25 protein-coding genes, 1 tRNA gene and 1 riboswitch are annotated in these 23644 nt (G+C 61.2%); of the genes, 18 read left to right on the top strand and 8 right to left on the bottom strand.

Annotated elements, in window-relative coordinates:
• Window positions 1-28 precede the first annotated feature (28 nt).
• The 9 genes from R6X40_RS14200 (at window position 29) to R6X40_RS14160 (ending at window position 7619) form a co-directional block, all read left to right on the top strand.
• Window positions 29-286 carry an AbrB/MazE/SpoVT family DNA-binding domain-containing protein gene (locus R6X40_RS14200; protein WP_318414442.1) on the top strand — a complete coding sequence of 86 codons (258 nt, stop codon included), beginning with the start codon at window positions 29-31 and terminating at the stop codon, window positions 284-286.
• Entirely contained in the window at window positions 286-615 is a 330-nt protein-coding gene (locus R6X40_RS14195) for a type II toxin-antitoxin system PemK/MazF family toxin (RefSeq protein ID WP_318414441.1), read from the top strand. The genes R6X40_RS14200 and R6X40_RS14195 overlap by 1 nt, the downstream gene beginning before the upstream one ends.
• Window positions 616-667: 52 nt before the next feature.
• Window positions 668-1876: an acetyl-CoA C-acetyltransferase gene (locus R6X40_RS14190; RefSeq protein ID WP_318414440.1), complete on the top strand. Its 1209-nt coding sequence runs from the start codon at window positions 668-670 to the stop codon at window positions 1874-1876.
• 2 nt (window positions 1877-1878) lie between these two features.
• On the top strand, window positions 1879-2292 hold the full coding sequence (locus tag R6X40_RS14185; protein ID WP_318414439.1) for a YbaY family lipoprotein: 414 nt from the start codon (window positions 1879-1881) through the stop codon (window positions 2290-2292).
• An 11-nt stretch (window positions 2293-2303) separates the two neighbouring features.
• Complete coding sequence (locus R6X40_RS14180; RefSeq protein ID WP_318414438.1) at window positions 2304-4520, top strand: 3-hydroxyacyl-CoA dehydrogenase NAD-binding domain-containing protein; 2217 nt, start codon at window positions 2304-2306, stop codon at window positions 4518-4520.
• 153 nt (window positions 4521-4673) lie between these two features.
• Window positions 4674-5231 carry a DUF1801 domain-containing protein gene (locus tag R6X40_RS14175; RefSeq protein ID WP_318414437.1) on the top strand — a complete coding sequence of 186 codons (558 nt, stop codon included), beginning with the start codon at window positions 4674-4676 and terminating at the stop codon, window positions 5229-5231.
• Between the two features lie 312 nt (window positions 5232-5543).
• Window positions 5544-5834 (top strand): GIY-YIG nuclease family protein, encoded by a 291-nt coding sequence (locus R6X40_RS14170; RefSeq protein ID WP_318414436.1) that lies wholly within the window; start codon window positions 5544-5546, stop codon window positions 5832-5834.
• A 355-nt stretch (window positions 5835-6189) separates the two neighbouring features.
• Entirely contained in the window at window positions 6190-6753 is a 564-nt protein-coding gene (locus R6X40_RS14165) for a YdeI/OmpD-associated family protein (RefSeq protein ID WP_318414435.1), read from the top strand.
• A gap of 506 nt (window positions 6754-7259) precedes the next feature.
• Entirely contained in the window at window positions 7260-7619 is a 360-nt protein-coding gene (locus R6X40_RS14160) for a hypothetical protein (protein ID WP_318414434.1), read from the top strand.
• 52 nt (window positions 7620-7671) lie between these two features.
• Here R6X40_RS14160 and R6X40_RS14155 read toward each other — a convergent pair whose 3' ends face one another.
• Window positions 7672-8721: a Tim44 domain-containing protein gene (locus tag R6X40_RS14155; RefSeq protein ID WP_318414433.1), complete on the bottom strand. Its 1050-nt coding sequence runs from the start codon at window positions 8719-8721 to the stop codon at window positions 7672-7674.
• 286 nt (window positions 8722-9007) lie between these two features.
• Here R6X40_RS14155 and R6X40_RS14150 point away from each other — a divergent pair, with 286 nt between their 5' ends.
• A complete protein-coding gene (locus tag R6X40_RS14150; protein WP_318414432.1) occupies window positions 9008-9619 on the top strand; it encodes a histidine phosphatase family protein in 612 nt (203 codons plus the stop codon).
• Here R6X40_RS14150 and R6X40_RS14145 read toward each other — a convergent pair.
• A complete protein-coding gene (locus R6X40_RS14145) occupies window positions 9598-10956 on the bottom strand; it encodes an Nramp family divalent metal transporter (protein WP_318414431.1) in 1359 nt (452 codons plus the stop codon). The genes R6X40_RS14150 and R6X40_RS14145 overlap by 22 nt on opposite strands.
• Window positions 10957-11177: 221 nt before the next feature.
• Between R6X40_RS14145 and mntR the strand changes: the two genes are divergently transcribed.
• Window positions 11178-11627 carry a manganese-binding transcriptional regulator MntR gene (gene mntR / locus R6X40_RS14140; RefSeq protein WP_318414430.1) on the top strand — a complete coding sequence of 150 codons (450 nt, stop codon included), beginning with the start codon at window positions 11178-11180 and terminating at the stop codon, window positions 11625-11627.
• Here mntR and R6X40_RS14135 read toward each other — a convergent pair.
• Together R6X40_RS14135 and R6X40_RS14130 are read right to left on the bottom strand one after the other, a co-directional pair.
• Window positions 11624-12502, bottom strand: coding sequence for a DMT family transporter (locus R6X40_RS14135; protein WP_318414429.1), 879 nt, complete (start codon window positions 12500-12502; stop codon window positions 11624-11626). The two genes, mntR and R6X40_RS14135, sit on opposite strands and share 4 nt — an antisense overlap.
• Before the next feature lie 184 nt (window positions 12503-12686).
• A complete protein-coding gene (locus tag R6X40_RS14130; protein ID WP_318414428.1) occupies window positions 12687-13772 on the bottom strand; it encodes a calcium:proton antiporter in 1086 nt (361 codons plus the stop codon).
• 230 nt (window positions 13773-14002) lie between these two features.
• On the opposite strand from R6X40_RS14130, the gene R6X40_RS14125 reads away from it, so the two are divergent.
• From R6X40_RS14125 to R6X40_RS14110, 4 genes are all read left to right on the top strand, one after another.
• Complete coding sequence (locus R6X40_RS14125) at window positions 14003-14668, top strand: helix-turn-helix transcriptional regulator (RefSeq protein ID WP_318414427.1); 666 nt, start codon at window positions 14003-14005, stop codon at window positions 14666-14668.
• Between the two features lie 13 nt (window positions 14669-14681).
• A complete protein-coding gene (locus R6X40_RS14120; protein ID WP_318414426.1) occupies window positions 14682-15533 on the top strand; it encodes a thermonuclease family protein in 852 nt (283 codons plus the stop codon).
• A gap of 52 nt (window positions 15534-15585) precedes the next feature.
• Window positions 15586-15996, top strand: coding sequence for a tellurite resistance TerB family protein (locus R6X40_RS14115; RefSeq protein WP_318414425.1), 411 nt, complete (start codon window positions 15586-15588; stop codon window positions 15994-15996).
• A 91-nt stretch (window positions 15997-16087) separates the two neighbouring features.
• Window positions 16088-16906 carry a sterol desaturase family protein gene (locus tag R6X40_RS14110; RefSeq protein ID WP_318414424.1) on the top strand — a complete coding sequence of 273 codons (819 nt, stop codon included), beginning with the start codon at window positions 16088-16090 and terminating at the stop codon, window positions 16904-16906.
• A gap of 7 nt (window positions 16907-16913) precedes the next feature.
• Here R6X40_RS14110 and R6X40_RS14105 read toward each other — a convergent pair whose 3' ends face one another.
• Entirely contained in the window at window positions 16914-17786 is an 873-nt protein-coding gene (locus R6X40_RS14105; protein WP_412178381.1) for a transporter substrate-binding domain-containing protein, read from the bottom strand.
• Between the two features lie 92 nt (window positions 17787-17878).
• Here R6X40_RS14105 and R6X40_RS14100 point away from each other — a divergent pair, with 92 nt between their 5' ends.
• Window positions 17879-19789 carry a glycosyltransferase family 2 protein gene (locus tag R6X40_RS14100; protein ID WP_318414423.1) on the top strand — a complete coding sequence of 637 codons (1911 nt, stop codon included), beginning with the start codon at window positions 17879-17881 and terminating at the stop codon, window positions 19787-19789.
• A 39-nt stretch (window positions 19790-19828) separates the two neighbouring features.
• Here the strand turns inward: R6X40_RS14100 and R6X40_RS14095 are convergent.
• Together R6X40_RS14095 and R6X40_RS14090 are read right to left on the bottom strand one after the other, a co-directional pair.
• Window positions 19829-19902: transfer RNA gene (locus tag R6X40_RS14095), tRNA-Gly, on the bottom strand.
• A gap of 67 nt (window positions 19903-19969) precedes the next feature.
• A complete protein-coding gene (locus R6X40_RS14090) occupies window positions 19970-21067 on the bottom strand; it encodes a 2'-deoxycytidine 5'-triphosphate deaminase (protein ID WP_318414422.1) in 1098 nt (365 codons plus the stop codon).
• Between the two features lie 108 nt (window positions 21068-21175).
• Window positions 21176-21254, top strand: a riboswitch (SAM riboswitch).
• A 44-nt stretch (window positions 21255-21298) separates the two neighbouring features.
• Between R6X40_RS14090 and R6X40_RS14085 the strand changes: the two genes are divergently transcribed.
• On the top strand, window positions 21299-22483 hold the full coding sequence (locus R6X40_RS14085; RefSeq protein WP_318414421.1) for an O-succinylhomoserine sulfhydrylase: 1185 nt from the start codon (window positions 21299-21301) through the stop codon (window positions 22481-22483).
• Window positions 22484-22532: 49 nt separating this feature from the next.
• Here R6X40_RS14085 and R6X40_RS14080 read toward each other — a convergent pair whose 3' ends face one another.
• Entirely contained in the window at window positions 22533-23153 is a 621-nt protein-coding gene (locus R6X40_RS14080; RefSeq protein ID WP_318414420.1) for a CDP-alcohol phosphatidyltransferase family protein, read from the bottom strand.
• 95 nt (window positions 23154-23248) lie between these two features.
• Between R6X40_RS14080 and apaG the strand changes: the two genes are divergently transcribed.
• A complete protein-coding gene (gene apaG / locus R6X40_RS14075; protein ID WP_318414419.1) occupies window positions 23249-23641 on the top strand; it encodes a Co2+/Mg2+ efflux protein ApaG in 393 nt (130 codons plus the stop codon).
• Window positions 23642-23644: the final 3 nt, after the last annotated feature.

Genomic DNA, 23644 nt, shown 5'->3' with positions numbered 1-23644 from the left:
TTGGTATAACTTTCGCATGGAGACGAAAATGGCTGTATCGACTTTACGCAATGTAGGCGGCTCGGTGATGATGGCCATCCCGAAACCTTTGCTGGACACTTTGGGACTTTCGGCAAACGCCAAGCTCGACGTGACCGTTGAGGACGGCAAGCTTGTGGCCGTTCCCAAGGCGCGGCCTAAGTACACATTGGAGGAATTGCTTGCCCAATGTGATCCGGATGCGACGCTTTCGATAGAAGATCAAGAATGGATGGATATCCAGCCGGTCGGCCGGGAAATCATCTGATGGAGCGCGGCGATATCTGGCATGTCGATCTGGAACCGACCAAGGGACGCGAGCAGGCCAAAGCACGGTACGTGCTGGTGTTGACACCACGCGCATTCAACCAGCTTGGCACACCGGTCGTGGCACCGATTACCAGCGGCGGTGAATTCGTCCGCATGCAGGGGTTCGCGGTGTCTCTATCGGGAGCCGGTACCAAAGCCAGCGGCGTTGTCCTTTGCAACCAGCTTCGCGCCATTGATCTGAAGGCGCGCAATGCGAAATTCTCGGAAACCGTACCAGACTTCATAACAGATGAGGTTCTGGCCCGGGTTTCGGCACTGTTTGAATAGACTTGACGAATGGAAGGGCGCTGACAAGCGCGCCCCATAGGGAGAAACAACAATGACCGACGTCTTCATTTACGACCACGTGCGCACGCCGCGCGGCCGGGGCAAGAAAGATGGCGCGCTCCACGAAGTGCCGACGCCGCGGCTCGCTGCCAAGGTTCTGCAGGCGCTGCGCGACCGCAACGGGCTCGACACATCCACCGTCGACGACATCATCATGGGCTGCGTCGATCCGGTATTCGAAGCCGGTGCCGTCATCCCGAAGGCCGCCGCCTTCGAGGCCGGGTATTCCAACAAGGCACCAGGCATGCAGATCTCGCGCTTCTGCGCCTCGGGTCTCGACGCCGTCAATTTCGCCGCCGGCAAGATCGCCGCCGGTGCCGATGACATCGTCATTGCCGGTGGCGTCGAGAGCATGTCGCGCGTCGGCATGGGCATGTCGGGCGGTGCCTGGTACATGGATCCGTCCGTCAACTTCCCCGGCTATTTCATGCCGCAGGGCGTCTCGGCCGACCTGATCGCCACCAAATACGGGTTTTCCCGCGATGACGTCGATGCCTATGCCGTCGAAAGCCAGAAGCGCGCCGGTCATTCCTGGGACAATGGCTATTTCGACAAGTCGGTCATCCCGGTCAAGGACCAGAACGGCATCGTCATCCTCGCCAAGGACGAGCACATGCGTCCGACGACGACAATGCAGAGCCTTGCCTCGCTCAACCCCTCCTTCCAGATGCCCGGCGAGATGGGCGGCTTCGACGCTGTCGGTATCCAGGCGCATCCGGAAATCGAGCGTATCAACTACGTCCACCATGCCGGCAATTCGTCCGGCATCGTCGATGGTTCGGCCGCCGTGCTGGTCGGCTCCAAGGCCGGCGGCGAGGCAATGGGCCTGAAACCCCGTGCCCGTATCAAACATTTCGCCAATATCGGCTCCGATCCGGCGCTGATGCTCACCGGTCCGGTCGATGTCACCGAGAAGTTGTTGAAGCGCGCAGGCATGACGATTGCCGATATCGACCTGTTCGAGCTCAACGAGGCGTTTGCCGCCGTCGTGCTGCGCTACATGCAAGCCTTCGACATCCCGCATGACAAGATCAACGTCAACGGCGGCGCCATCGCCATGGGCCATCCGCTCGGCGCCACCGGTGCGATGATCCTCGGAACCGTGCTCGACGAATTGGAGCGCCGTGGCCTGCAGACCGCGCTTGTGACGCTTTGCATCGGCGCCGGCATGGGCACAGCAACGATCATCGAGAGGGTCTGACGATGGCTGAGGCCACCCGTCGCACCGCACTTGGGCTGATTGGCCTCGGACTGCTGGCCATCGCCGGCTGCGTCTCCGAGGACGAAGGCGCCAGCGATCTGATCCTGACCGGCGATATCACCACTGTCGCCAATGGCCCGGTTCCGGCCGGAACCATAAAGGTCCGGCTGGAGGAGCAGGGCGTCATGGATGTCGCCGCCAAGCTGATTGCCGAAACCTCGGTATCCAGCGACGGCAGCGAGGCGCGCGTGCCCTTCGTGCTTAAAGTGTCAAAGCCGGATCTCGACAAGGCTGTCGATGCCGGTTTCAGTGTGCGCGTCGAGCGCGACGGACGGCTGATTGCCATCAATACGACCAAACAGCGTTACAGCGGCGGAGCGACCGTCTCGCTGCACATCGAACCCATTCTCTACTGAGGGGGAAAGCCATGACAACCTACACCAATTTCACCATCGAAACCGACGCCGACGGCATTGCGCTGGTTACCTGGAACATGCCCGACAAGTCGATGAACGTCTTCACCGTCGAGGTGATGAAGGAACTCGACGCCATCGTCGACCAGACCGTTGCCGACGCAGCCATCAAGGGCGTTGTCTTCACCTCGGGCAAGTCAACCTTCTCCGGCGGCGCCGATCTGTCGATGATCAAGGGCATGTTCACGTTCCAGGCCGAGCAGAAGAAGCTCGATCCCGACAATGCCGCCCAAAAGCTGTTCGACCTCACCGGCCAGATGACCGGCCTGTTTCGCAAGCTCGAAACCTCCGGCAAGCCGTGGGTGTCTGCCATCAACGGCACCTGCATGGGCGGCGCGTTTGAAATGTCGCTCGCCTGCCACGGCCGAGTCGCTGCCAATTCCAAGTCGGTGAAGCTGGCGCTGCCCGAGGTCAAGGTCGGCATCTTCCCGGGCGCCGGCGGCACGCAGCGCGTTCCGCGCCTCACCAACGCGCAGGACGCCCTGCAGATGATGACGACCGGCTCCTCGCTCACCCCGCAGCGCGCCAAGGCCATGGGCCTGATCCACGAGATCGCCGAACCGGCCGAACTGATCAATGCCGCCAAGGCGATGATCAAGAACGGCCTCAAGCCCGTCCAGCCCTGGGACGAAAAAGGCTACAAGGCTCCGGGCGGCGGCATCTGGACACCAGCTGCGGCCCAGCTCTGGCCTGCCGCATCCGCCATTCTCCGCCGCGAAACCTCCGGCAATTATCCGGGCGGTCTTGCCATCCTCAAATGCGTCTATGAAGGCCTGCAGGTTCCCTTCGATACCGGCCTGAAGATCGAGCAGCGCTACTTCACCGAAATCCTGCAGACCACCGAGGCCTTCTCGATGATCCGCTCGCTGTTCATCTCGATGCAGGAACTCGGCAAGGGCGCCCGCCGTCCGGCCGGTATTCCGAAGGCCGATTTGAAGAAGATCGGCGTCGTCGGCGCCGGTTTCATGGGGGCCTCGATCGCCTATGTCTCGGCCGCTGCCGGCATCGCCGTCACCCTGATCGACCGCGACATCGAAGCCGCCACCAAGGGCAAGACCCATTCGGAGGGCCTGGTGAAGGACTCCATCGGTAAGGGACGGCTAACGCCTGAACAGGGCGAAGCCCTGCTCGCGCTGATCACCCCATCGGCCGATTACAATGACCTCAAGGACGTCAAGCTCGTCGTCGAGGCCGTGTTCGAAGACCGCCAGGTCAAGAAGGACGTGATCGAAAAGGTCGAGGCGGTACTGGCCGAAGACGCCATCTTCGCCTCCAACACCTCGACCCTGCCGATCACCGGCCTTGCCAAGAATTCCAAGCGCCCGGCCCAGTTCATCGGCATCCACTTCTTCTCGCCGGTCGAGAAGATGATGCTGACGGAAGTCATCCTCGGCAAGGAAACCGGCGACACGGCGCTGGCCGTAGCCCTCGATTTCGTCGCGGCGATCAAGAAGACCCCGATCGTCGTCAACGACACCCGCGGCTTCTACGTCAACCGCTGCGTCTTCCGTTATATTCACGAAGCCTATGACATGCTGATCGAAGGCGTTCCGGCGCCAATGATCGAAAATGCCGCCAAGATGGCCGGCATGCCGGTTGGCCCGCTGTCGCTCAACGACGAAGTGGCGATCGACCTCAGCCAGAAGATCCTCAAGGCCTCGATCGCCGATCTCGGCGAAGGCTCCGTCGATCCGAAACACATGACGCTGATCAACACGCTGGTCGACGATCTCGACCGCCGCGGCCGCAAGAACGGCAAGGGCTTTTACGACTATCCGGCCAAACCGGCCAAGAAGTCGCTTTGGCCCGGCCTCAAGGATCTCTTCCCGCAGAAGCCGGCCGAAAGCTTCGACGTCGAGACGATCAAGCAGCGCTTCCTCGTCACCATCGCGCTGGAAGCCGCCCGCACCATCGAGGAAGGCATCGTCACCGATCCGCGCGAAGCCGATGTCGGCTCCATCCTCGGCTTCGGCTTCGCCCCTTATACCGGCGGCACGCTGAGCTATATCGACGGCATGGGCGTCAAGACCTTCGTGGCTCTCTGCGAAAAGCTGGCCGCCTCCTATGGCGATCACTTCCAGCCGACGCCGCTCCTCAAGGAGATGGCCGCAAAGGGCGAGACCTTCTACGGCCGCTTCGACCCCTACGCGGCAGCCGCCAAGGCCGCCTGACACCGGCAAACCCAAACTCACCAGACAGGCCCTCCGGGGCCTGTCTGACCTTTCCTCCGGCTCTTACGGTAAACACCGGTGGCCGCTCCGCCCCCGGCATCTGGCGTCATCCGGCCTCGTTGCCTATCTTTCCTCCATCAAAGGAGGAGACCAATGACCAGCGATACGCCCGGAAAACCGCAAAAGACCGTCAAGAAAACCGCCCCGGCCCAACAGGGCAAAACGCCGGCCGGACAATCCGGACGCGCCAAGCCTGCGGCGAAGAAACAGCCCACGGCGCCGCCCGCCGAAACCGGCACCGCATCCGCAAATCCGGTCCTCCTGTCAGGCGGCAATCCCCAGATCGCCAAGGGCGATGGCGACGCCCCCGTGCAAGCCTATATCGCCGCCATGCCCGGCTGGAAAAGCGACGTTGGTCACCGCCTCGACGCCCTGATCACCCGCACCGTCCCCGGCGTCCGCAAGGCCGTCAAATGGAACTCGCCGCTCTACGGGCTGGAAGACCAGACCTGGTTCCTCGGCCTCCATTGCTTTGCCAAATACATCAAACTCGCCTTCTTCCGCGGCACGTCGCTCACCCCCGTCCCGCCGGTCGATTCCAAGAACGCGGAGACGCGGTATTTTCATATTTATGAGGGGGATGTGCTGGATGAAGGGATGCTTGCGGATTGGGTGAGGCAGGCAAGCGCGTTGCCGGGGGAGAGGATGTAGGGGTACTGCCTTTGTTTCGCCGCCCCTTTCTTCCGTCATTCCTGTGCTTGTCACAGGTATCCAGTGCGCCGCGTCTGCGGCGCGGAAGACCTTTTTACTCGCCGCACGCATGAAGCCCTCCCACCGCGTAGACGCGCGGTGGCTGGATGCCTGTGACAGGCACAGGCATGATGGAGCTTGGGGAGGCGGTCGCGGATTAAACTGAACCCTTAGAGCGACCTTTTCCTCTCAAGGGCACCACCAGCGGCCACATCCCACCAAAACAACACGCCCTACTTGCCAGATCACCTCCCATGCCGCACCTTTTGCGCGATGAAAGGCTATGTCTACATCCTCGCCTCGAAGCGAAACGGCACGCTCTATACCGGTGTGACGAGTGATCTGCCGGGCCGGTTGTTCGAGCATCAGAAGGAACTCACCCCCGGCTTTACAAGTCGCTACGGCGTCAAGACGCTGGTGTGGTTCGAGGAATACGATCTGGTGACGACGGCGATCACCCGCGAAAAGACCATCAAGAAATGGCCACGCCAGTGGAAGCTCAACCTGATCGAGGCGATGAACCCTGGCTGGGAGGATATCGCCCATTATCTGCATGGGTTGTGAGTGGGCGCTTCGGTAGCCGAAGCAGACAGAGCAGCGCTTCCCGCAGGTGCCTCACACTCGGCTCTGTCTGTCGAGGCAACTCCCTCTCCTCCGTCATTCCTGTGCCCGTCACAGGAATCCAGTGCGCCGCGTCTGCGGCGCGCGAGACTCCCTTCGCGGAATAAGAGTCTTCCCGCCGCGCGGACGCGCGGCGGCTGGATCCCTGTGACGGGCACAGGGATGACGGAGATTGGGGGAGCTGCGCCTGCCAGGTAACCGGCCTCGAGGGGCCGCCCCTCTGCAAATGCCTGAAGCCCCCTCTAGCCAGACGCCGCACACGCGATACACTTACCGCCAAACCCAACCGGACCAACCCATGGACGCACCCACCGCCCCACACGCCTTCGCTACATCAGCCGAATGGGACATCTGGCTGGCCGCCCATCACGCCACCTCCCCCGGTATCTGGCTGCTGATCGCCAAGAAAAATGCCGCCGAGCCGCTGATCACTATCGGCGAAGCCCTTGATGCCGCGCTCTGCTACGGCTGGATCGACAGTCAGCGGAAGGGGTTTGACAAAGGGTCCTATCTGCAGCGCTATTCGCCGCGGCGGGGCAAAAGTCCGTGGTCGCGGTTGAATGTCGATCGGGTGGCGGCGTTGACCGAGGCCGGGCGGATGCAGGCGGCGGGTCTGGCGGAAGTGGCGGCGGCACAGGCTGACGGGCGCTGGGCGGTGGCCTATGAGCCGCAGCGCAACGCAGGTCTGCCGGAGGATCTGGCGGCGGCGCTCAGTGGCAATGCGAAGGCGGCTGCCGCCTTTGCAGCGCTCGACAAGACCGGCCAATACGCGCTCATCCTGCCGCTCCTGAAGGCGACGACCGCGCAGATCCGTCTCGCCCGCGTGGACAAGACGATTGCCCGGCTGACCGGGGACGAATAGCACCTGCCCCATCAGCCAAATGCCGCTGCCATCTGCACTTTCGGCAAAAATCCATCCCCGTTTATCCCCGGCCTGAAAAACCCGGCCATACTCTGTCTTGTCTCCGCCGCCGGAGTGTTTCGCGAGACGGTCGCGGGCAGGTGGAGGCCGGCGCCCTGGTTTGATCCGTAACGTGCGGCAACGGCCAGGGAGGTGAACGCCATGGTGGCTCTGTCCTTGGGCAGCACCGCCTATCAAGCCTCCCCCGGGCCGCCAGGTCCGGTTCGGTTCAGCCGTGCAAGTGGCAAGCCCGTCCCGAAAGGATGAGCGCAAATAAAGCCATGCAGCGAGGCGAGGCAACCACCTGTAGGGGCTGGACACCCCGAACGAACGCCGAAGGCCACGCGAGTGCGGAGCCACAGACTAAAACCACATATGAGGTTCCGCACTCGTGTGGGCTCTCCACGGATTTCAACACGGGCAGACATGCCGCGTGACCGCAAAAGCGTGTGCGAAGGAAAGGCGATATGAAGATCTGGACCGAGGAAGAGCGGCTTCGCTACGAGGCGGAACGGGATGCCGAGCCCTATATGCCTGGTTTCACCTGGGGCGAATATCACCGGTTGCCGGAACGCCAGCAGGAGCGCGAGAGCCAGAAAATATTCCAGATCGGCGCCAGCTCGCTTGGCTATTGGAAGACCTGCAGCCTCTCGCCCTGCCGCCGGGCAAAGGCCTGCCGGGGCTTTCTGTCGGAGGCGCAGGCGGCATCCGGCCACTATCAGCGGTACTTTCCGCCCTGCATCCGCGAAGGGACACACCGCCAGTCCGCCACCTTGAAGGAAATGCTCAGACTTGCCGGAGAGCCGGATGAGGCAGAGAACATATAAAAACCGCCGGCACCGCCGGCGGTCGAAGCTCGAAATGATGGCCGGGCGGCGGTTAGGCTCCCTGGATCGCCGAGACCTGCCAGTCGCCGCCGCGCTTGCGCAGGAACGTCCAGAGTTCGACGGTTTCCGACAGGTTGTCCGGGTCGCCCTCGACGACGCGGCCGGTGGCGCGGTCGCGGGTGACGTCGATGCTCTCGTAGCGCATCGCAACCGTGGCGTAGTCATCGCCGCCCTCGTTCCAGGATTCGGCCACGTCGCCCTGTACCAGATGCACGTCGCTGACCTCGTTCTTCAGGCCCTTGGTGGCATTGTCGCTCAGCTCTTCAGCCAGCCACGACATCGCTTCCGGCGTCGTCAGCTTGCGCAGCGTACCGTAATCTTCGGCAGCATAGGCAGCCTGAACCTGCTTCAGCATCGTCTCGAACTGGCCGAGATCGTCACCGGTAATACCAATCTCGTCCGTGGAACCATCGGCCATGCGCGGCTGTGCCGGACGGGCGGCAGCGGCGGCACCGCCACCGATCGACGGGATCTTGAAGGACGGCATGCCCGAACCAAAGCCGGAACCGGAACCCTGGCCCTGCGTGCCAAAGCCCTGCATTGGCGAGGCGCCGGCAGCGGCTTCACGCGGCGAATAGCCGGCCGGTGCGGCCGTCTGGCGGCTGCGGAAGAAGCGCATGGCAAGCATGACTGCGCCAGCAAGCAGCGCCATCTGCAGCAGCATGCCGAACATGCCGGCCATGCCGCCAAGGCCGTTGCCCATCATCATGCCGATCAGGCCGCCAAGGGCGAGACCGCCGAGCATCGAGCCCGCGAAGCCGCCGAAGAAGCCGCCCGGACGCTGCGCGCCGGGACGGGCCGCCTGGCCCATGTTCTGCTGGGCAGCGCCCGGCGTGGTCGCCTGGTTCTGCGGGGTCATCGTCCGGTTGATCGGCGTCGCATCCGCAGGCGCCGTGCGGGTCGCCGGCGGCTGGGAGAATGTGCGGGTGCCACGGCTGCCGAAGCTGCTGCCGCCACGGCGGGCCTCAGCCAGATCGACCACCGTCAGCATCACCATCGAAGCGACCGCAACGGTCGCAAGAACGCGTCCAACTCTAAACATGAAACCCAATCCTGTTGTTCACTCCCGGCCCGCAAGCGCGCGCCTCGTGGAAGACATATGGGGGCAATGGCCGGCGAATTGAAGGCTTTTGCGCTCGAGTTCACGGTAAAGCGGCCGTGCGATCAAGGATTTCGGCCCTCTCCGGCCACCGTATCATCCGGAATACAACGCTGTTGCGTGGTCGCACGGCTGTTGACGGCGCCGCACGCAAGACGGAAATGTCAACGGCGGACGAAACCGTGCGACAATGCCTTGATGACAGCATCGGCGATTGAAAGGCCAAGCGATGGGCAGCATAATTCCCGAAATTCATCTGGTCCGGCATGGGCAGACGGAATGGTCCCTGTCGGGGAAACATACCGGGCGCAGCGACATTCCGCTGACGCCGGCGGGTGAGGATGCGGCGCGGCGGATTGCCGCCCGGTTGGCCGGCCTTGCCTTTGCCGCCGTCTGGTCAAGCCCCTCGCGGCGCGCGTTCGACACCTGCACCCTTGCCGGCTTTGGCGCGAGCGCCGTCAAGAAGGCCGATCTCGCCGAATGGGACTACGGTGACTACGAAGGCATAACAACCAGGGAGATCCTTTCCGGCCACCCCGGCTGGCAGTTGTTCAGGGATGGTAGCCCGAACGGCGAAACGGCTGTTGATGCCGGTGCGCGGGCGGACCGGATCATCGGCGATATTCGCGCGGTCGATGCCCCGGTGCTGATCTTTTCCAGCGCGCATTTCCTCAGAACCCTCGCCGCCCGCTGGCTCGGCCTGCCGCCGCAGGATGGCGCCCGCTTCGTGCTGGATACGGCCAGCATCAGCGTGCTTGGCTATGAGCACGACCGGACGGAGCCTGTCATCCGCCGGTGGAACCAGACAGAGCCCGTGCCTCAGCCGATAAACGTGTCATAGAGCAGCTTGAGATTGAGCACGACGATGATCGAGGCGACGATCCAGGCGAGTGCTGCAACATATTTCGGGATGACGAAGGTACCCATCTTCTTCTTGTCCGAGACGAAGCGAACCAGCGGGATCACCGCGAAGGGCAGCTGCATCGACAGGATGACCTGGCTGAAGACCAGCAGTTCGGCTGTGCCCTTTTCGCCGTAGATCCAGGTGACGACAACCACCGGGACGATGGCGATGCTGCGGGTGATCAGACGGCGGGCCCATTGCGGAATGCGCAGCCGCAAAAAGCCTTCCATGACGATCTGACCGGCCAACGTCGCCGTCACCGTCGAGTTGAGGCCGGAGGCCAGCAGCGCCACGGCAAACAGTGTCGAAGCGATCCCGAGGCCCAGCAGCGGCGACAGCAGTTCGTAGGCCTGGCCGATCTCGGCAACGTCGGTGCGGCCATTGGCGTGGAACACCGAGGCGGCGATAATCAGGATGGCGGCGTTAATGAACAAAGCCAGCATCAGCGCGATCGTGCTGTCGGTCGTCGCCCACTTGATCGCATCGCGCTTGCCCTCGTCGGTGCGCTTGTAATTGCGGGTCTGGACGATCGAGGAATGCAGATAAAGGTTATGCGGCATGACGGTGGCGCCGATGATGCCGATGGCGATGTAGAGCATGGCCGGGTTGGTGACGACTTCGGTCGATGGCAGGAAGCCATGAAGGACGGCAGCGATCGGCGGGGCGGCGGCGGCAATCTGCACAACGAAGCAACCGGCGATGACGATCAAAAGCGCGATGACGAAGGCCTCGAGATAACGGAAACCCTTGTTCATCAGGAGCAGCAGCAGGAAAGCATCGGCTGCCGTGATCAGCGCGCCGCCAATCAGCGGGATGCCGAACAGAAGCTGAAGCGCGATCGCCGTGCCGATCACTTCCGCGAGGTCGCAGGCAATGATCGCCGCTTCGCAGGCAAGCCAGAGCATGAAGTTGACCGGCCGCGAATAGGTATCGCGGCAGGCCTGGGCCAGATCGCGGCCGGTGGCGATGCCCAGCCGGGCAGCCAGCGCCTGCAGCAGGATCGCCATCAGATTGGAGAGCAGAATGACCGTCAGCAGCGTGTAGCCGAACTGCGAACCACCGGCGATATCGGTCGCCCAGTTGCCGGGGTCCATATAACCAACCGAAACCATGTAACCCGGGCCCATGAAAGCGAGCAGGCGGCGGAACCAGACGCCGCCGGATGGCACAGGAATGCTGGCATTGACTTCGGGGAGGCTTGGCCGCGCGTCCTCCTCTGGACGGGAAAACGTCCAGCTTTTCTGCGGTGGAAGGGCGGCTTCGGAATTGGACATGCACGGTCTCCGGATGCGGAATGGGCTCTGTTGTCCAAAACCTATGCCAAGGCAAAACATTATGCAATAGGCTATATTTCATCGATTGTGCTTTTTTCAGTGAAGAAGAAGACACAAGGGACCGGAATGTGGAAGACGGGATAAATCATTATGAAAAATCCGAGCCCGTGTTATGAAACCTCAAAAGCATCGATTAAGAAACTCGAGAGGATATCACCGTTTTGCCGCGCCGCCCTGTTCCACGCACGGACCCGCTCCCAGACGCGGACATTCATTCCGAGGGCTTTCGGCAAACCCGCGAAGCACGTCGCGGTGCGCTGATCGAGGATTATGTCGAACTGATCGCCGACCTGATCGAGGATGGCAACGAGGCGCGCCAGGTGGATATCGCCGCCCGCCTCGGCGTGGCGCAGCCGACGGTTGCCAAGATGCTGGCAAGGCTTGCTTCCGAAGGACTGGTGTCGCGCAAGCCCTATCGCGGTGTGTTCCTGACCGAGGCTGGCCAGAAAATGGCACTTGAAAGCCGCGCCCGTCACCAGACGGTCGAGGCTTTTCTGCGCTGCCTCGGCGTCAGCCCGGAAACCGCCCGCATCGATGCCGAGGGCATCGAACATCATGTCAGCGTCGAGACGCTGGAAGCTTTCCGCCGCTTCATCGACAAGAAAGCCTAACCGGCCCGCAGACGCCGGCCGAAGCGTTCGCCCAGGATGATGATAATACCGGCCGAAAAGATCAGCGCCGCACCGAAGAAGACCTGGGAGGCGGGAATATCGCCCCAGATCAGGAATCCGAGCCCGAAGGCCCAGATCAGCGACGAATATTCGAACGGCGCCAGCACAGAGACCGGCGCCCGGCGCATGCCCTCGAACAAGGCATATTGCGCGATGCCGGCAATCATCCCCGTGCCCACCATCAAGGCGACATCGAGAAGGCTCGGCGGGACCCAGGTGACGACAACGGCTATGCCGGTGAACAGGATGAAGAAGCCGCTGGACAACGTCATCTGCACCAAGGTCACTTCCTGTAGCGCGGTCTTGCGCAACAGTACGGTCGAAATTGCCCAGAACACCGCTGCCTGCAACGCCAGCCAGACTGGCAGGGACAGCTTCATATTGCTCCCGAACGGATCGGTCGCCACCAGCACGCCGATAAAGCCGACAACGACGGCGATCCAGCGCAGCGGTGGCACGTGCTCCTTGAGGATCGGCACCGCCAGAATGGTGATCAGGATCGGGGCGGCATAATAGAGCGTCGTCAACTCCGCGAGGCCCAATTCGCGGGCTGCAGTATAGTAGGAAAGCCAGGCGGCCAAAAGCAGCAGATTGCGGAGCACCATTGGCTTCAGAACCGGCGAGCGCCACGAGCGGATGAGCAGCGGACCACGGCCGATCGCGGTACAGATTGCAAAGATCGTCACGCTGCGCACGAACAGGATCTGCCAGACCGGCAGCGCCACCACGAGCCATTTGACCGAGGCGTCCTGCAGCGTGAACAGGAAATAGGAAAAGATCGTCAGCAGAATGCCTGAAAGCACGGAGGTATTCACGGAGGGCTCCCGGGGTGCTGCGCAAATCGCGCGCGATCTGTGATATCGCGAGGCCAGCACACAAGGAAGAGGTTTGACAGCGCGTCGTGTGGCGAAAAATGAGGGCGCGCCGGAAAATAACGCCCGGTGAGATCGCCCGGCCTTGATTCAGACCATCTGGACCTTGAGCCTCACTGCCGTCCTGTCAAAGACCGATCACCGACAGCATGACAAAGGTGGCAAACAGCACGAAATGGGTCATGCCCTCGATGGCATTGGTTTCGCCGTCATTGAGGTTGATCGCGGCAACGATCAGGGTGATCGTCACCATCACCGTCTGCACCGGCGTCATCGCCATGATGAAGGGCTGGCCGGTATAGAGCGCGATGGCCTCCATCACCGGCACCGTCAGGATGACGGTGGAGAGCGAAGCGCCGAGCGCGATGTTGACGACGGCCTGCATCCGGTTGGCAAGGGCTGCCCGCATCGCCGTCATGATCTCAGGCGAGGCGGAAATGGCAGCGACGACGATTGCAGCCAGTACCGGCGGCGCACCGCTGCCTTTCAGGCCGGCTGTCAAAAGACCGGACATGATTTCGGCGAGCACACCGATAATGACGACACCGATGATCAGGATGGTGATGGACACCGCCACCGGTTCGTTCTCTGACGGGTGTTTTTCGCCACCTTCGCGCTTGGGATAGCTGTAGCTGAAAAAGTAGCTGTGCACGCCGACCTGCATCTTCAAAAACACCGCGTAGAGTGTGACCATAGCCACGATGGTGAAGGCGGAATAGAGGTGCCATTTTGCCTGCGGAACGAATTCCGGCACGATCATCGAGATACCCATCGCCGTCAGGATCATGACGCTGTAGGTGCGGCTGGAATCGTCATTATAGGATTGCTCGCCGTGTTTCAGGCCGCCGAGCAGCGCTGCGAGCCCGAGAATACCGTTAATGTCGAGCATGACGGCGGAATAGATCGTGTCGCGCACCAGGGTCGGCGATATTTCTTCGCCGCTCATCATGATCGCCAGGATGATCACCTCGACGAGAACAGCCGACAAGGTCAGAATCATCGTGCCATAGGGATCGCCAACCTTGGCGGCCAGCACTTCCGCATGATGAGCGACCCGCAATGATGCGAGCACGATGGCAAAGACCAGTACGGCCGCACCGGCAAGAGCCGCCATTTGCCCAGACTGAAGCAGCGCATGTTCGAACAGGAAACCTGCAGCCGCAAAAACCAGCGCTGCGCCCAGGAGAATTTCGGACTTCAAAATGGAGAACAAATGCGGCGCCTCGCAACCAGCAGGATAAGGTCTATCGGAGTATAGGCCGCATGTGGTGTATTTCAATCGGGACAGATGCAAGGGCGCCAGCGAAACGACAGGATTATTTTCCTTTCACACTTTACTCTCCGCCACATTTTGGCTAATCTGGATAGACAATCAATCGAGACAGCAAGAAGCCAGAACACCCAGGAAAGCGTCACGCTTCACCGCTCGCAGGATGCGCAACGATGTTTTCACATGACCGGATCTGGAGTGCGATCGATGCGCTCGCCGAACGGCATCAACTGTCCCCTTCGGGCCTCGCCCGGCGGGCCGGGCTCGATCCGACCTCTTTCAACAAGTCCAAGCGCCATTCCGCCGATGGGCGCGAGCGTTGGCCTTCGACGGAATCGATTGCCAAGGTTCTTGACGCCACCGGATCGACGATCAATCAGTTCATGGAATTCCTGCGGCCGGGGCCTGTTTCCAACGCCCTGCCGGAGGGCGCCTTTCCGCCGCAGACTGGCTCCATCCCCCTTCTCGGCTTTGCCCAGGCCGGGGCTGGCGGCTTCTTCGACGATGGTGGTTTCCCCGCAGGCCAAGGCTGGGACGTTGTCGAGTTTCCGGCAGCCCCCGGCACCAAGGCAGGCGTCTATGCGCTGGAAATCCAGGGCGACAGCATGTTGCCGCTCTATCGCGACGGCGATGTGCTGATTGTCGAACCCGGCGCACAGATCCGCCGCGGTGACCGCGTGGTGGTCAAGACCAACGAGGGCGAAGTCATGGCCAAAGTGCTGGTGCGCCAGACCCCGCGCAACATCGAGCTGCTTTCACTCAATCCCGAACACCCCAATCGCACATTCGAGCTCAGCGACGTCGAATGGGTCGCCCGCATCATTTGGGCAAGCCAATAGGACAGTTTTCCTGATGAAGCGGCACTTGCTTACCATCGGCGGCGGTTTGGCCGGAATTGCCCTGACCGTCGCTCTCCTGTTGACCGGTGCATCGATTATCCAGGGGCGGCAAGGTGCCGAGACCCAGGACTTCACACTTGAAACGCCCGACATCACCGATGTTCCTGATCTCGGTGGCGACGATATGAGCACCGGCGACCAAACGGTGGACAGCAGCGAACCGGCATTGGAAAATTCCGCCGGCAGTGGCGCCGTCAACGCTACGGGCGAATCCGAAAGCAAATCCGTTCGCGATATCGCTCCGGAGCAGTTCGGCCTGCCGCAGGAGGTCACGTCCCAACCACTGGAGCGCATCGAGCCCCGGACGCCTCTGTCACCGTCCATTGCAAAACCGGAATCGGCTCCCGCTGTTCTGCGCCATCCGGTGGCATTGTCGGCGGGCCTGATCCAGTTCGGCGACCGGCTGCTGCAATTGGACGGGATCGTGCCGCAAGCGTCTGACCGCATGTGCGGCGAAGCGGGCAAGACTTGGCCGTGCGGCGTCATCGCGCGAACGGCGCTGCGCAACTTCATCAGGTCTCGCGCGCTTTTGTGCAATGTCCCGGAAAAGGGGTGGCAGGGAACGCTGACCACCAGCTGCAGCCTTAACAACATCGATCCTGCCGCTTGGCTTGCCGAGCGCGGATGGGCAGAAGTGCCGGCGGGATCAGCGCTCGCCGATAAGGTGGAGGCAGCCCAAAAATCCCGTCACGGCTTTTTCGGAGACGACCCGCGCACGTTCAGTATTTATCCAGCACCACGGGAGGAAAAGACCGTGCCAGGAAGTGTGGACACAGACGCGAGCACGCTTGAACAGGGCTTGTAACCGGCAACGCCTGCCCATACCTCACATTACACCACAGCAGTACGGATATCCCATGCCTGACACCCTGAGCCATCACGAAGCCCTCATCTACGTCATGGTCATGATGTCGGCTGTCGATACCGCAATGACCGACAATGAACTCGAGCGCATTGGCAGGTTGACCAGCTTCCTGCCGGTGTTTGACGGTTTCGACCATGATCATCTGGTGCATGCGGCACGGGAATGCACAGCTCTTCTCGACGGCCCGGAGGGGCTGGACATCGCGCTTGAGGTCGTGCGTGAAGCCCTTCCCGCGCGTCTCTACGACACGGCCTATGCGCTGGCAGTCGAGATCGCCGCCGCCGATCTTTCCATCCGCCAGGAGGAAATACGGCTGCTGCAACTGTTGCGCGACCGGTTGGGGCTGGACAAACTGACGTGCGCCGCAATCGAGCGCGGTGCCATGGCCCGTTTCCGCAAGTGAACGAAGCGGGCTTCCGCTTCACGCCAAAGTGCGTTCACCTCGATCACCGTCCCGGTAGAATGGCCATCCGCGAGACGAGGATGGGGACTGCATGACGGTAGAGATATTGGGGTTCGGCGAACCTATCTGGCGCCTGACCTTCTTCGCGACACTCTTTCTGTCGCTTGCCGCACTCGAACTGCTGCATCCCCGGCTGGAACGCCCGGAGCTGATGCGCGCCCTGAAGGCCCGGCGCTGGTTCACCAATCTTTCCATCCTCGTCCTGTCATCGCTGATGCTGCGGATGATCTTCCCGGCCGCGGCCACCGGTGTCGCTCTCTACGCAGACGCCCACGGCTACGGGCTTTTGCCGATGCTCGGCTTGCCACCATTCGTCAGCGGCATCCTCGCCTTCGTCATTCTCGATTTCGCCATCTGGCTCGAGCATGTGATTTTCCACAAGGTGCCACTGTTCTGGCGCATCCACCGGGTTCACCATGCCGATACCGGACTGGACCTGACGACGGCGCTGCGCTTCCACCCGCTGGAAATCCTTTTGTCCGTCCTGTGGAAATCGGTTGTCATCCTGGCGATCGGCGCGCCACCGGTCAGCGTCCTGATTTTCGAGATCGTGCTGAATGGTGCAGCGATGTTCAATCATGCCAATCTGAAACTTCCCGCCCGCATCGATGGCATGTTGCGCCACCTGATCGTTACGCCGGACATGCACAGCATCCATCACTCCGCCGAGCCGGACGAAACCGACACGAATTACGGCTTCAATCTTTCCATCTGGGACCGGTTGTTTTCAACCTACCGGGAGCGATCGAGGCGTGCGCCCGAAGCCATGCAGATCGGGCTTTCACAATATCCCAACCCTTCGCCTGCCCGGCTCTTCTGGTCGCTGGTGCTGCCGTTTCGAAGAGAATGACCGCGCTTCAATAAATCCCGGCCGGGAAATAGCGCAGATAGATCTCGTTCAGCCGGCCCTTGCGGGACAGTTCCAGCAATGCATGGTCAATCGCCTGCGTCAGGGCCGAATCGCCCTTGCGGTTCATGATCGCCAAGCCCTCACCGAGAAAGCGTTGCGAGAAATAAGCGCCCTCGATCAGCGCGCAGCAACCGGCAGCATCGCTACCCGCCGTCCAGAAGGACAATTGCATGCCGTCTGAAAACACTGCGGCAACGCCCCCCTGCTTCAGGGCCGCCAGCATGGCGTCGCGGCTCGGAAATGAGCGCGCTTCGAGTTTTGGAAAGAACGCCTTGAACATCGCCTCATGCGTGGTACCCGTGACAATACCGACGGGCTTGCCCGCCAGTGATGCCATCGAAAGCGTGTTTCCCACCACCTGACGGTTGGCAGCAAACCGGGCCGGAAGCTTCATGAACGCCCGCGAAAAGGCAAACCGCTGGCGCAATTCCGAGCTGGTACCGATTCCGGCAATCACGGCCTCGCCTTGCCCGCCTTCCAGGGCCGGTTGTAACTCCGCGAAGGTCACGGCCTGGATCTGGCATTTGGCGGCGATGTCCAATTCCTGGCAAATCTCGCGGACCAGATCCACATGGAAGCCGGCAAGCTTGCCGGACTGGTCGATGAAATTGAACGGCGGGAAATCTACGGTTGTCAAAAACCGAAGGCGCGCCAGACCACTAAGGTCGGGCTTTGCGATGCGCTCCCGCGCGTCAAATAACATTGGCAGGTCGTGAACTCCGTCCGCAGCGCGTGACATGCGCGGGAAAAGTGCAACTGACAACACGCAAAGCGTGAAAATCCCGTAAAATTTTAGAGATGCACGGAATGCGCGTAACATTATGATTATTCCTGGGGCGAAATAGGGGGTATTGCCGCGCCGCGCGGCAATGGGGTTTCATGCGTCTGGAAGAATATCCGGACAATTCCGGAATGGCTACCAAGAATGAGCTGCCGGTCAGGCGATCACAGCCTGATGCCGCTGCGGAAAGATTCACGCCGGCGCTGAAGCAAGAGGGCCGCCTGCTCCTTCAGATGGGTATCGGCAAACCTTCGATCGCGCAGGCCATGCAACGCGCGCAAGCGCATGGCACGACCGTCGAGGAAGAGCTGCTCGCATCCGGTGAGATCGACGAAACCATCTGTTTCGAAGCGCTGGCGGAAACACTCGGGTTGGAATTCATGGCCACCATAGATTCCAGCCGGGTTCAGGACATAGAGGGGCTCGACACCCAGATCGCCCGGCCGGAGATCGTGCGGATCCACCATGCGAGCCGGCCGCCGGTCACCGTGATCGTTCCAACGCTTGGCCGGCTCGCCGAGCTTTCCGCACTTCTGCAGCGAACGCCGCTGCTGCGCCGGTCGCTCGCGGTGTCGACGCCGTCAGCGGTGCGGGAGGCCGCCTGGCGGGCCGGCAGTCAACGACGGGTTTCGGCGGTGACACGCTCGTTGTTTGAGACAGCGCCACTCCACAGTGCCCGCGTCACCTTCTGGGGCAAGCAAGGTTTTTATACCGGGATCGTTCTGTGCACCATGGTCGCGGCGGCAGTCGTCGCTCCGTTGGTCAGCATGCTGATCCTGCATATCCTGCTGACGCTGTTCTATCTTGCCAATTTCCTCGTGCGGCTCTACGCGCTCGTCTTCGCCTTGGTGCAGGAGCGCGGAGAGCGGCGGCCGGAACCACCGGACGATGCCGACCCGTTGCCGGTCTATTCCGTGCTCGTCGCGCTTTACAGGGAAGAAAACGTTGTGGCGCAGCTTGTTCACGCGCTCAACCAGCTCGAATGGCCACGCTCGCGGCTCGACATCAAGCTGATCTGCGAGGAGGACGATGCGGCAACCATCGCGGCGCTGAAAGCTTTGCGGCTGGCGCGTGAATACGAGATCGTTGTGGTGCCTGTCCACATGCCCCGCACCAAACCGAAAGCCCTGAGCTATGCCCTACCCGGGGTCCGTGGCACCTACTTAACGGTCTATGACGCCGAGGACCGGCCGCATCCAGGCCAGTTGCGCGAGGCCCATTCTGCGTTTGCGGCGGCACCACCGCGCGTGATCTGCCTGCAGGCGCCACTGATCATCACCAATGCGCGGCAATCCTGGTGGAGTGCCTTGTTTGCGCTGGAATATGCCGGGCTGTTTCGCGGATTGCTGCCGATGCTTTCCCTGACCGGCCTGCCTCTGCCGCTTGGGGGTACTTCCAATCATTTTCGCACTGCGGAACTGAGAAAGATCGGCGGTTGGGATCCCTATAACGTGACCGAAGACGCCGATCTCGGGCTCAGGCTCCATCGGCTTGGCTATCGCTCACGCGTCATCTTCAAGCCGACGCTGGAGGAAGCACCGGTTGCGCGGTCCGTGTGGCTCGGCCAGCGCACACGCTGGTTCAAGGGATGGCTGCAGACATGGCTGGTGCTGATGCGCAAGCCCGGCCAACTGGCCGGGGAGATGGGCTGGCCGGCCTTTATCGTCTTCCAGATCCTGATCGCCGGACTGCTATTGTCCGCACTCAGCCATCCCATCATCGTCGGCTTCCTCGCCTATCTGACCTGGCTGATGCTGGACGACAGCACGCATACGGAGGGGTGGCTGACCTTCTGGCTGTTTACCTGCGATATCGTCAATATTGCCGGCAGCTACGCGGTCTTCATTTCGCTCGGGCGAAACCGGATGAATACCCATGAGAAACGGGCGGTCGGCTGGCGTTGGATGTTCGTACCGCTCTACTGGCTGGCCATGTCACTCGCCGCATGGAAGGCCCTGCTGGAGTTGCGGACAAATCCGTTTTCCTGGAACAAGACACCGCATGTTCCGGTCAAAGACCACAGCGAAGAACCGTCTGCCTGAGAGACTATGGAGATTGGCTGGAAAGGCTTGAGAAAAAAGTGGAGCGGGTAGCGGGAATCGAACCCGCACGATCAGCTTGGGAAGCTGACAAGCTACCACTACATCATACCCGCCTTGCGCCCGAGGTTTCCACCAAGCACGGCTGCCTGTCAAGGCGGCAGCCGGTTTTCCGGACGGAATTTACTCCGAGCGGAAATGCTTGGAGAGTTTCAGCCCCTGCGCCTGGTAGTTGGAACCGAGACCGAGGCCATAAAGACCTTCAGGGCGCTCCATCATATGTTCATAGACCAGACGGCCGACAATCTGGCCGTGTTCAAGAATAAACGGCACTTCGTGGCTGCGAACTTCGAGAACGGCGCGGCTGCCTTTGCCACCGGCCGACACGTGGCCGAAGCCCGGATCGAAGAAGCCAGCATAATGGACGCGGAATTCGCCGACCAGCGGATCGAACGGCGTCATCTCGGCGGCATAGAGCGGCGGCACATGCACGGCTTCGCGCGAGACGAGGATGTAGAACTCGTCGGGATCGAGGATCAGTTCGTCGCGGCCGCGGCTGTAGAGCGGCTCCCAGAAATCGAAAATGCCATGTTCGGCCTTCTTGTCGACGTCAATAACTGCTGTGTGATGCTTGCCGCGATAGCCGATCAGGCCGTCGGCGCCGGTGCCCTTGAGATCGATCGACAGCGCGATACCAGCGCCCGAAACGTTCGGCTTTTCGCTAGCGACCAGCACGTCGCTCTCATGCAGCGCCAGCACTTCGGCTTCAGTCAGCAACGCATGGCCAATACGGAAGCGGATCTGCGACAGGCGCGAGCCGCGGCGGACGATGACCGGGAAGGTGCGCGGGCTGATTTCGAGATAGAGCGGGCCGGAATAGCCTGCCGGAATCTTGTCGAATTCCTGGGCGCGGTCGGTGATGACACGGGTGAAGATGTCGAGGCGGCCGGTCGAACTCTTCGGATTGGCCGAGGCCGACATTTCCGGCAGAAGATCGAGGCTTTCCATCAAGGGAACGATGTAGACGCAGCCGGTTTCGAGAACCGCACCTTCGGAGAGATCGATGACGTGCAGTTTCAGCCGGTCGAGCTTGTCGGCGACCAGATGACCGGGGCCTGGCATGAAGCTGGCGCGGACACGAAAGGCCTTGGAACCGAGACGCAGGTCGAGGCTGGCCGGCTGGATCTGGTCGGCGTCGAGCTTTGCCTCGCTTTTCAACCGTCCTGCATCAAAAAGCGCAGCAATAGCGCGATCGGCTAGAATGCCTGTGGCCCTGGTCATTTCCATCGTCCTCTTTGCCGCAACCGGCACGTCATAACCCAAATTGTCCCTGTGACATATCTTCTTGTTCACGGGAATTGACGCAAGCGCGGCTAATCAGTAAATACTGACTTATCCCGTGGTGATTTGGCCGGTCGGCTTGCAGCCACGTAAAACAAATAGCTAAAAAGGCCGGGTTTGAAACCGGCTTGCTTTACGCGGCCGGTTTTTTTGTTTTGAAAGAGACAATCGATGAGCAACAATTGGCGCCCCGCGACACAGCTCGTTCATGGCGGCACGACCCGTTCAAACCATGGTGAAACTTCCGAAGCCATCTTCATGACGCAAGGCTTTGTCTACGACAGCTCGGAAGCGGCGGAAGCGCGCTTCAAGGGCGAGACGGACGGCTTCATTTATGCGCGCTATGGCAGCCCGACCAACGACATGTTCGAAAAGCGCATGTGCATGCTGGAAGGCGCCGAAGATGCGCGCGCCACCGCATCCGGCATGGCTGCGGTCTCCGCCGCCATTCTCTGCCAGCTGAAGGCCGGCGATCACATCGTTGCTGCCCGCGCCCTGTTCGGCTCCTGCCGCTGGGTGGTGGAAACGCTGGCGCCGAAATACGGGATCGAATTCACGCTGATCGACGGGCGTTTCCTTGAAAACTGGGAAAAGGCCGTCAAGCCGAACACCAAGGTGTTCTTCCTCGAAAGCCCGACCAATCCGACGCTGGAAGTGGTCGATATCGAAGGCGTCGCCAAGATTGCCAACCAGATCGGCGCCAAGGTCATCGTCGATAACGTCTTTGCAACGCCGCTTCTGCAGAAGCCGCTGGAACTCGGCGCCCATATCGTCGTCTATTCCGCCACCAAGCATATCGACGGTCAGGGCCGTTGCCTCGGCGGTGTGATCCTTTCGGACAAGGAATGGATCAACGAGCACCTGCACGACTATTTCCGCCACACCGGCCCGGCACTGTCGCCTTTCAATGCCTGGACGTTGCTGAAGGGGATCGAGACCCTGCCGCTGCGCGTGCGCCAGCAGAGCGACAACGCTTCGCGCGTGGCCGATTTCCTCGCCGAGCAGAACCAGATCGCCAAGGTGATCTATCCGGGCCGCAAGGACCATCCGCAGGCCGACATCATCGCCCGCCAGATGAAGGGTGGATCGACACTGGTCTGCTTCGAGATGAAGGGTGGCAAGGATGCAGCCTTCGCGCTGCAGAACGCGCTGGAGACCGTGCTGATTTCCAACAATCTCGGCGACTCAAAGAGCCTGATCACGCATCCGGCAACGACCACGCACAAGAACCTTTCGGACGAAGCCCGTGCCGAGCTTGGTATTTCGCCCGGCACAGTACGCTTCTCCGCCGGAATCGAGGACAGCGAAGACCTAATCGAGGATTTCGCCCGCGCCCTGAAGTCGGTTCAGGCCTGATTTTTTTGGATTTTGTGAAACGCCCGTGTCTTTGGATGCGGGCGTTTTTCTATGCCCGCGTTTCGCCCTTGAAGCTCGCCCGCGCCAGCATGATGCGCGACAGCGCCGTATAAAAACAGACGAGCGCAAAGATAACGGCGATTTCGGAAAACCATTGTGGGAACAGACAAAACGCCAGAAAGACGGCGATGGTTTCCGTTGCCTCGGCAAGACCCGTGGTAAAATAGAGAGACTTCACGCCGCGTATATCGGTTGCGAGACCACGCTTTTCAGCCATGATCGAGAAGGCTAGAAAGCTCGCACCGTTGACATAAAACGACAGCAGCAGCAGCCCGCCGGCAAGACCGTTCTCATAGGGGTCTGCCAGAATGAAGGCGAACGGGATGAGGCCGTAGAAGGCGAAATCGAGCACAATATCAAGGAAACCGCCGAAATCGGTTTTCTGGGTCGCCCGGGCAACGGCACCGTCGAGGCCGTCACACATCCGGCTGACGCCGATGAGAATGAACCCCCAGACATAAGCGTCGAGAACGATAGCGACCGCAGCCGCCAGGCCAATCAGGAAGCCCGTAATCGTCACGGCATTCGCGCCGATACCACGCGCTGCAAAACTCCGGCCGGCGCGATCCAGCCAGGGGTCGAGCCGCTTCCTGAAATGACCGTCCAGCATGCTGTGCCCTATCCTTACAGTTTACCCTGCGCGTTATTCTTGACGAAACCATCTTGCTGTAGAATATCGCCTATAGACTAGAAAAGGGTTTGCATATGTACCGCGCGCTGACACGCGACATCGAGGTGACCGTCGAGCCTTATTATCTGGAGGAGCAATCTGATCCGGATGACAGCCGCTATGTCTGGGGTTACCGTATCCTGATCTCGAACCTCTCAGACGACACCGTGCGGCTGATGACGCGCTATTGGCACATCACTGACGAAAACGGCCAGGTGGACGAGGTCAACGGTCCGGGAGTCATCGGCGAGCAGCCGGTTCTGAACCCCGGCGATACCTACGAATATTCGTCAGGCTGCCCGCTCGACACACCCTCGGGTGTGATGTTCGGTCACTATTCGATGGAAACTGCGGAAGGCGAGTCCTTCACTGTCGATATTCCCGCCTTCTCGCTGGATTCGCCCGGCCAGAACCGGACGTTGAACTGAGGT

The sequence above is a fragment of the Rhizobium sp. PL01 genome (genome assembly GCF_033447125.1).
Taxonomy (GTDB): Bacteria; Pseudomonadota; Alphaproteobacteria; order Rhizobiales; family Rhizobiaceae; genus Pararhizobium.
The sequence above is the reverse complement of the archived record's forward strand: the minus strand, read 5'-3'. Positions and strand labels throughout refer to the sequence as shown.

Coding starts and splice junctions, on each gene's coding strand:
- R6X40_RS14170 (WP_318414436.1), top strand. CDS start 5,544: ATGAAAGGCTATGTCTACATCCTCGCCTCGAAGCGAAACGGCACGCTC.
- R6X40_RS14100 (WP_318414423.1), top strand. CDS start 17,879: ATGGCTACCAAGAATGAGCTGCCGGTCAGGCGATCACAGCCTGATGCC.
- R6X40_RS14080 (WP_318414420.1), bottom strand. CDS start 23,153: ATGCTGGACGGTCATTTCAGGAAGCGGCTCGACCCCTGGCTGGATCGC.
- R6X40_RS14110 (WP_318414424.1), top strand. CDS start 16,088: ATGACGGTAGAGATATTGGGGTTCGGCGAACCTATCTGGCGCCTGACC.
- R6X40_RS14105 (WP_412178381.1), bottom strand. CDS start 17,786: ATGTTACGCGCATTCCGTGCATCTCTAAAATTTTACGGGATTTTCACG.
- R6X40_RS14180 (WP_318414438.1), top strand. CDS start 2,304: ATGACAACCTACACCAATTTCACCATCGAAACCGACGCCGACGGCATT.
- R6X40_RS14165 (WP_318414435.1), top strand. CDS start 6,190: ATGGACGCACCCACCGCCCCACACGCCTTCGCTACATCAGCCGAATGG.
- R6X40_RS14090 (WP_318414422.1), bottom strand. CDS start 21,067: ATGACCAGGGCCACAGGCATTCTAGCCGATCGCGCTATTGCTGCGCTT.
- R6X40_RS14160 (WP_318414434.1), top strand. CDS start 7,260: ATGAAGATCTGGACCGAGGAAGAGCGGCTTCGCTACGAGGCGGAACGG.
- R6X40_RS14200 (WP_318414442.1), top strand. CDS start 29: ATGGCTGTATCGACTTTACGCAATGTAGGCGGCTCGGTGATGATGGCC.
- R6X40_RS14195 (WP_318414441.1), top strand. CDS start 286: ATGGAGCGCGGCGATATCTGGCATGTCGATCTGGAACCGACCAAGGGA.
- R6X40_RS14120 (WP_318414426.1), top strand. CDS start 14,682: ATGAAGCGGCACTTGCTTACCATCGGCGGCGGTTTGGCCGGAATTGCC.
- apaG (WP_318414419.1), top strand. CDS start 23,249: ATGTACCGCGCGCTGACACGCGACATCGAGGTGACCGTCGAGCCTTAT.
- R6X40_RS14150 (WP_318414432.1), top strand. CDS start 9,008: ATGGGCAGCATAATTCCCGAAATTCATCTGGTCCGGCATGGGCAGACG.
- R6X40_RS14145 (WP_318414431.1), bottom strand. CDS start 10,956: ATGTCCAATTCCGAAGCCGCCCTTCCACCGCAGAAAAGCTGGACGTTT.
- R6X40_RS14115 (WP_318414425.1), top strand. CDS start 15,586: ATGCCTGACACCCTGAGCCATCACGAAGCCCTCATCTACGTCATGGTC.
- R6X40_RS14190 (WP_318414440.1), top strand. CDS start 668: ATGACCGACGTCTTCATTTACGACCACGTGCGCACGCCGCGCGGCCGG.
- R6X40_RS14155 (WP_318414433.1), bottom strand. CDS start 8,721: ATGTTTAGAGTTGGACGCGTTCTTGCGACCGTTGCGGTCGCTTCGATG.
- R6X40_RS14175 (WP_318414437.1), top strand. CDS start 4,674: ATGACCAGCGATACGCCCGGAAAACCGCAAAAGACCGTCAAGAAAACC.
- R6X40_RS14085 (WP_318414421.1), top strand. CDS start 21,299: ATGAGCAACAATTGGCGCCCCGCGACACAGCTCGTTCATGGCGGCACG.
- R6X40_RS14185 (WP_318414439.1), top strand. CDS start 1,879: ATGGCTGAGGCCACCCGTCGCACCGCACTTGGGCTGATTGGCCTCGGA.
- R6X40_RS14125 (WP_318414427.1), top strand. CDS start 14,003: ATGTTTTCACATGACCGGATCTGGAGTGCGATCGATGCGCTCGCCGAA.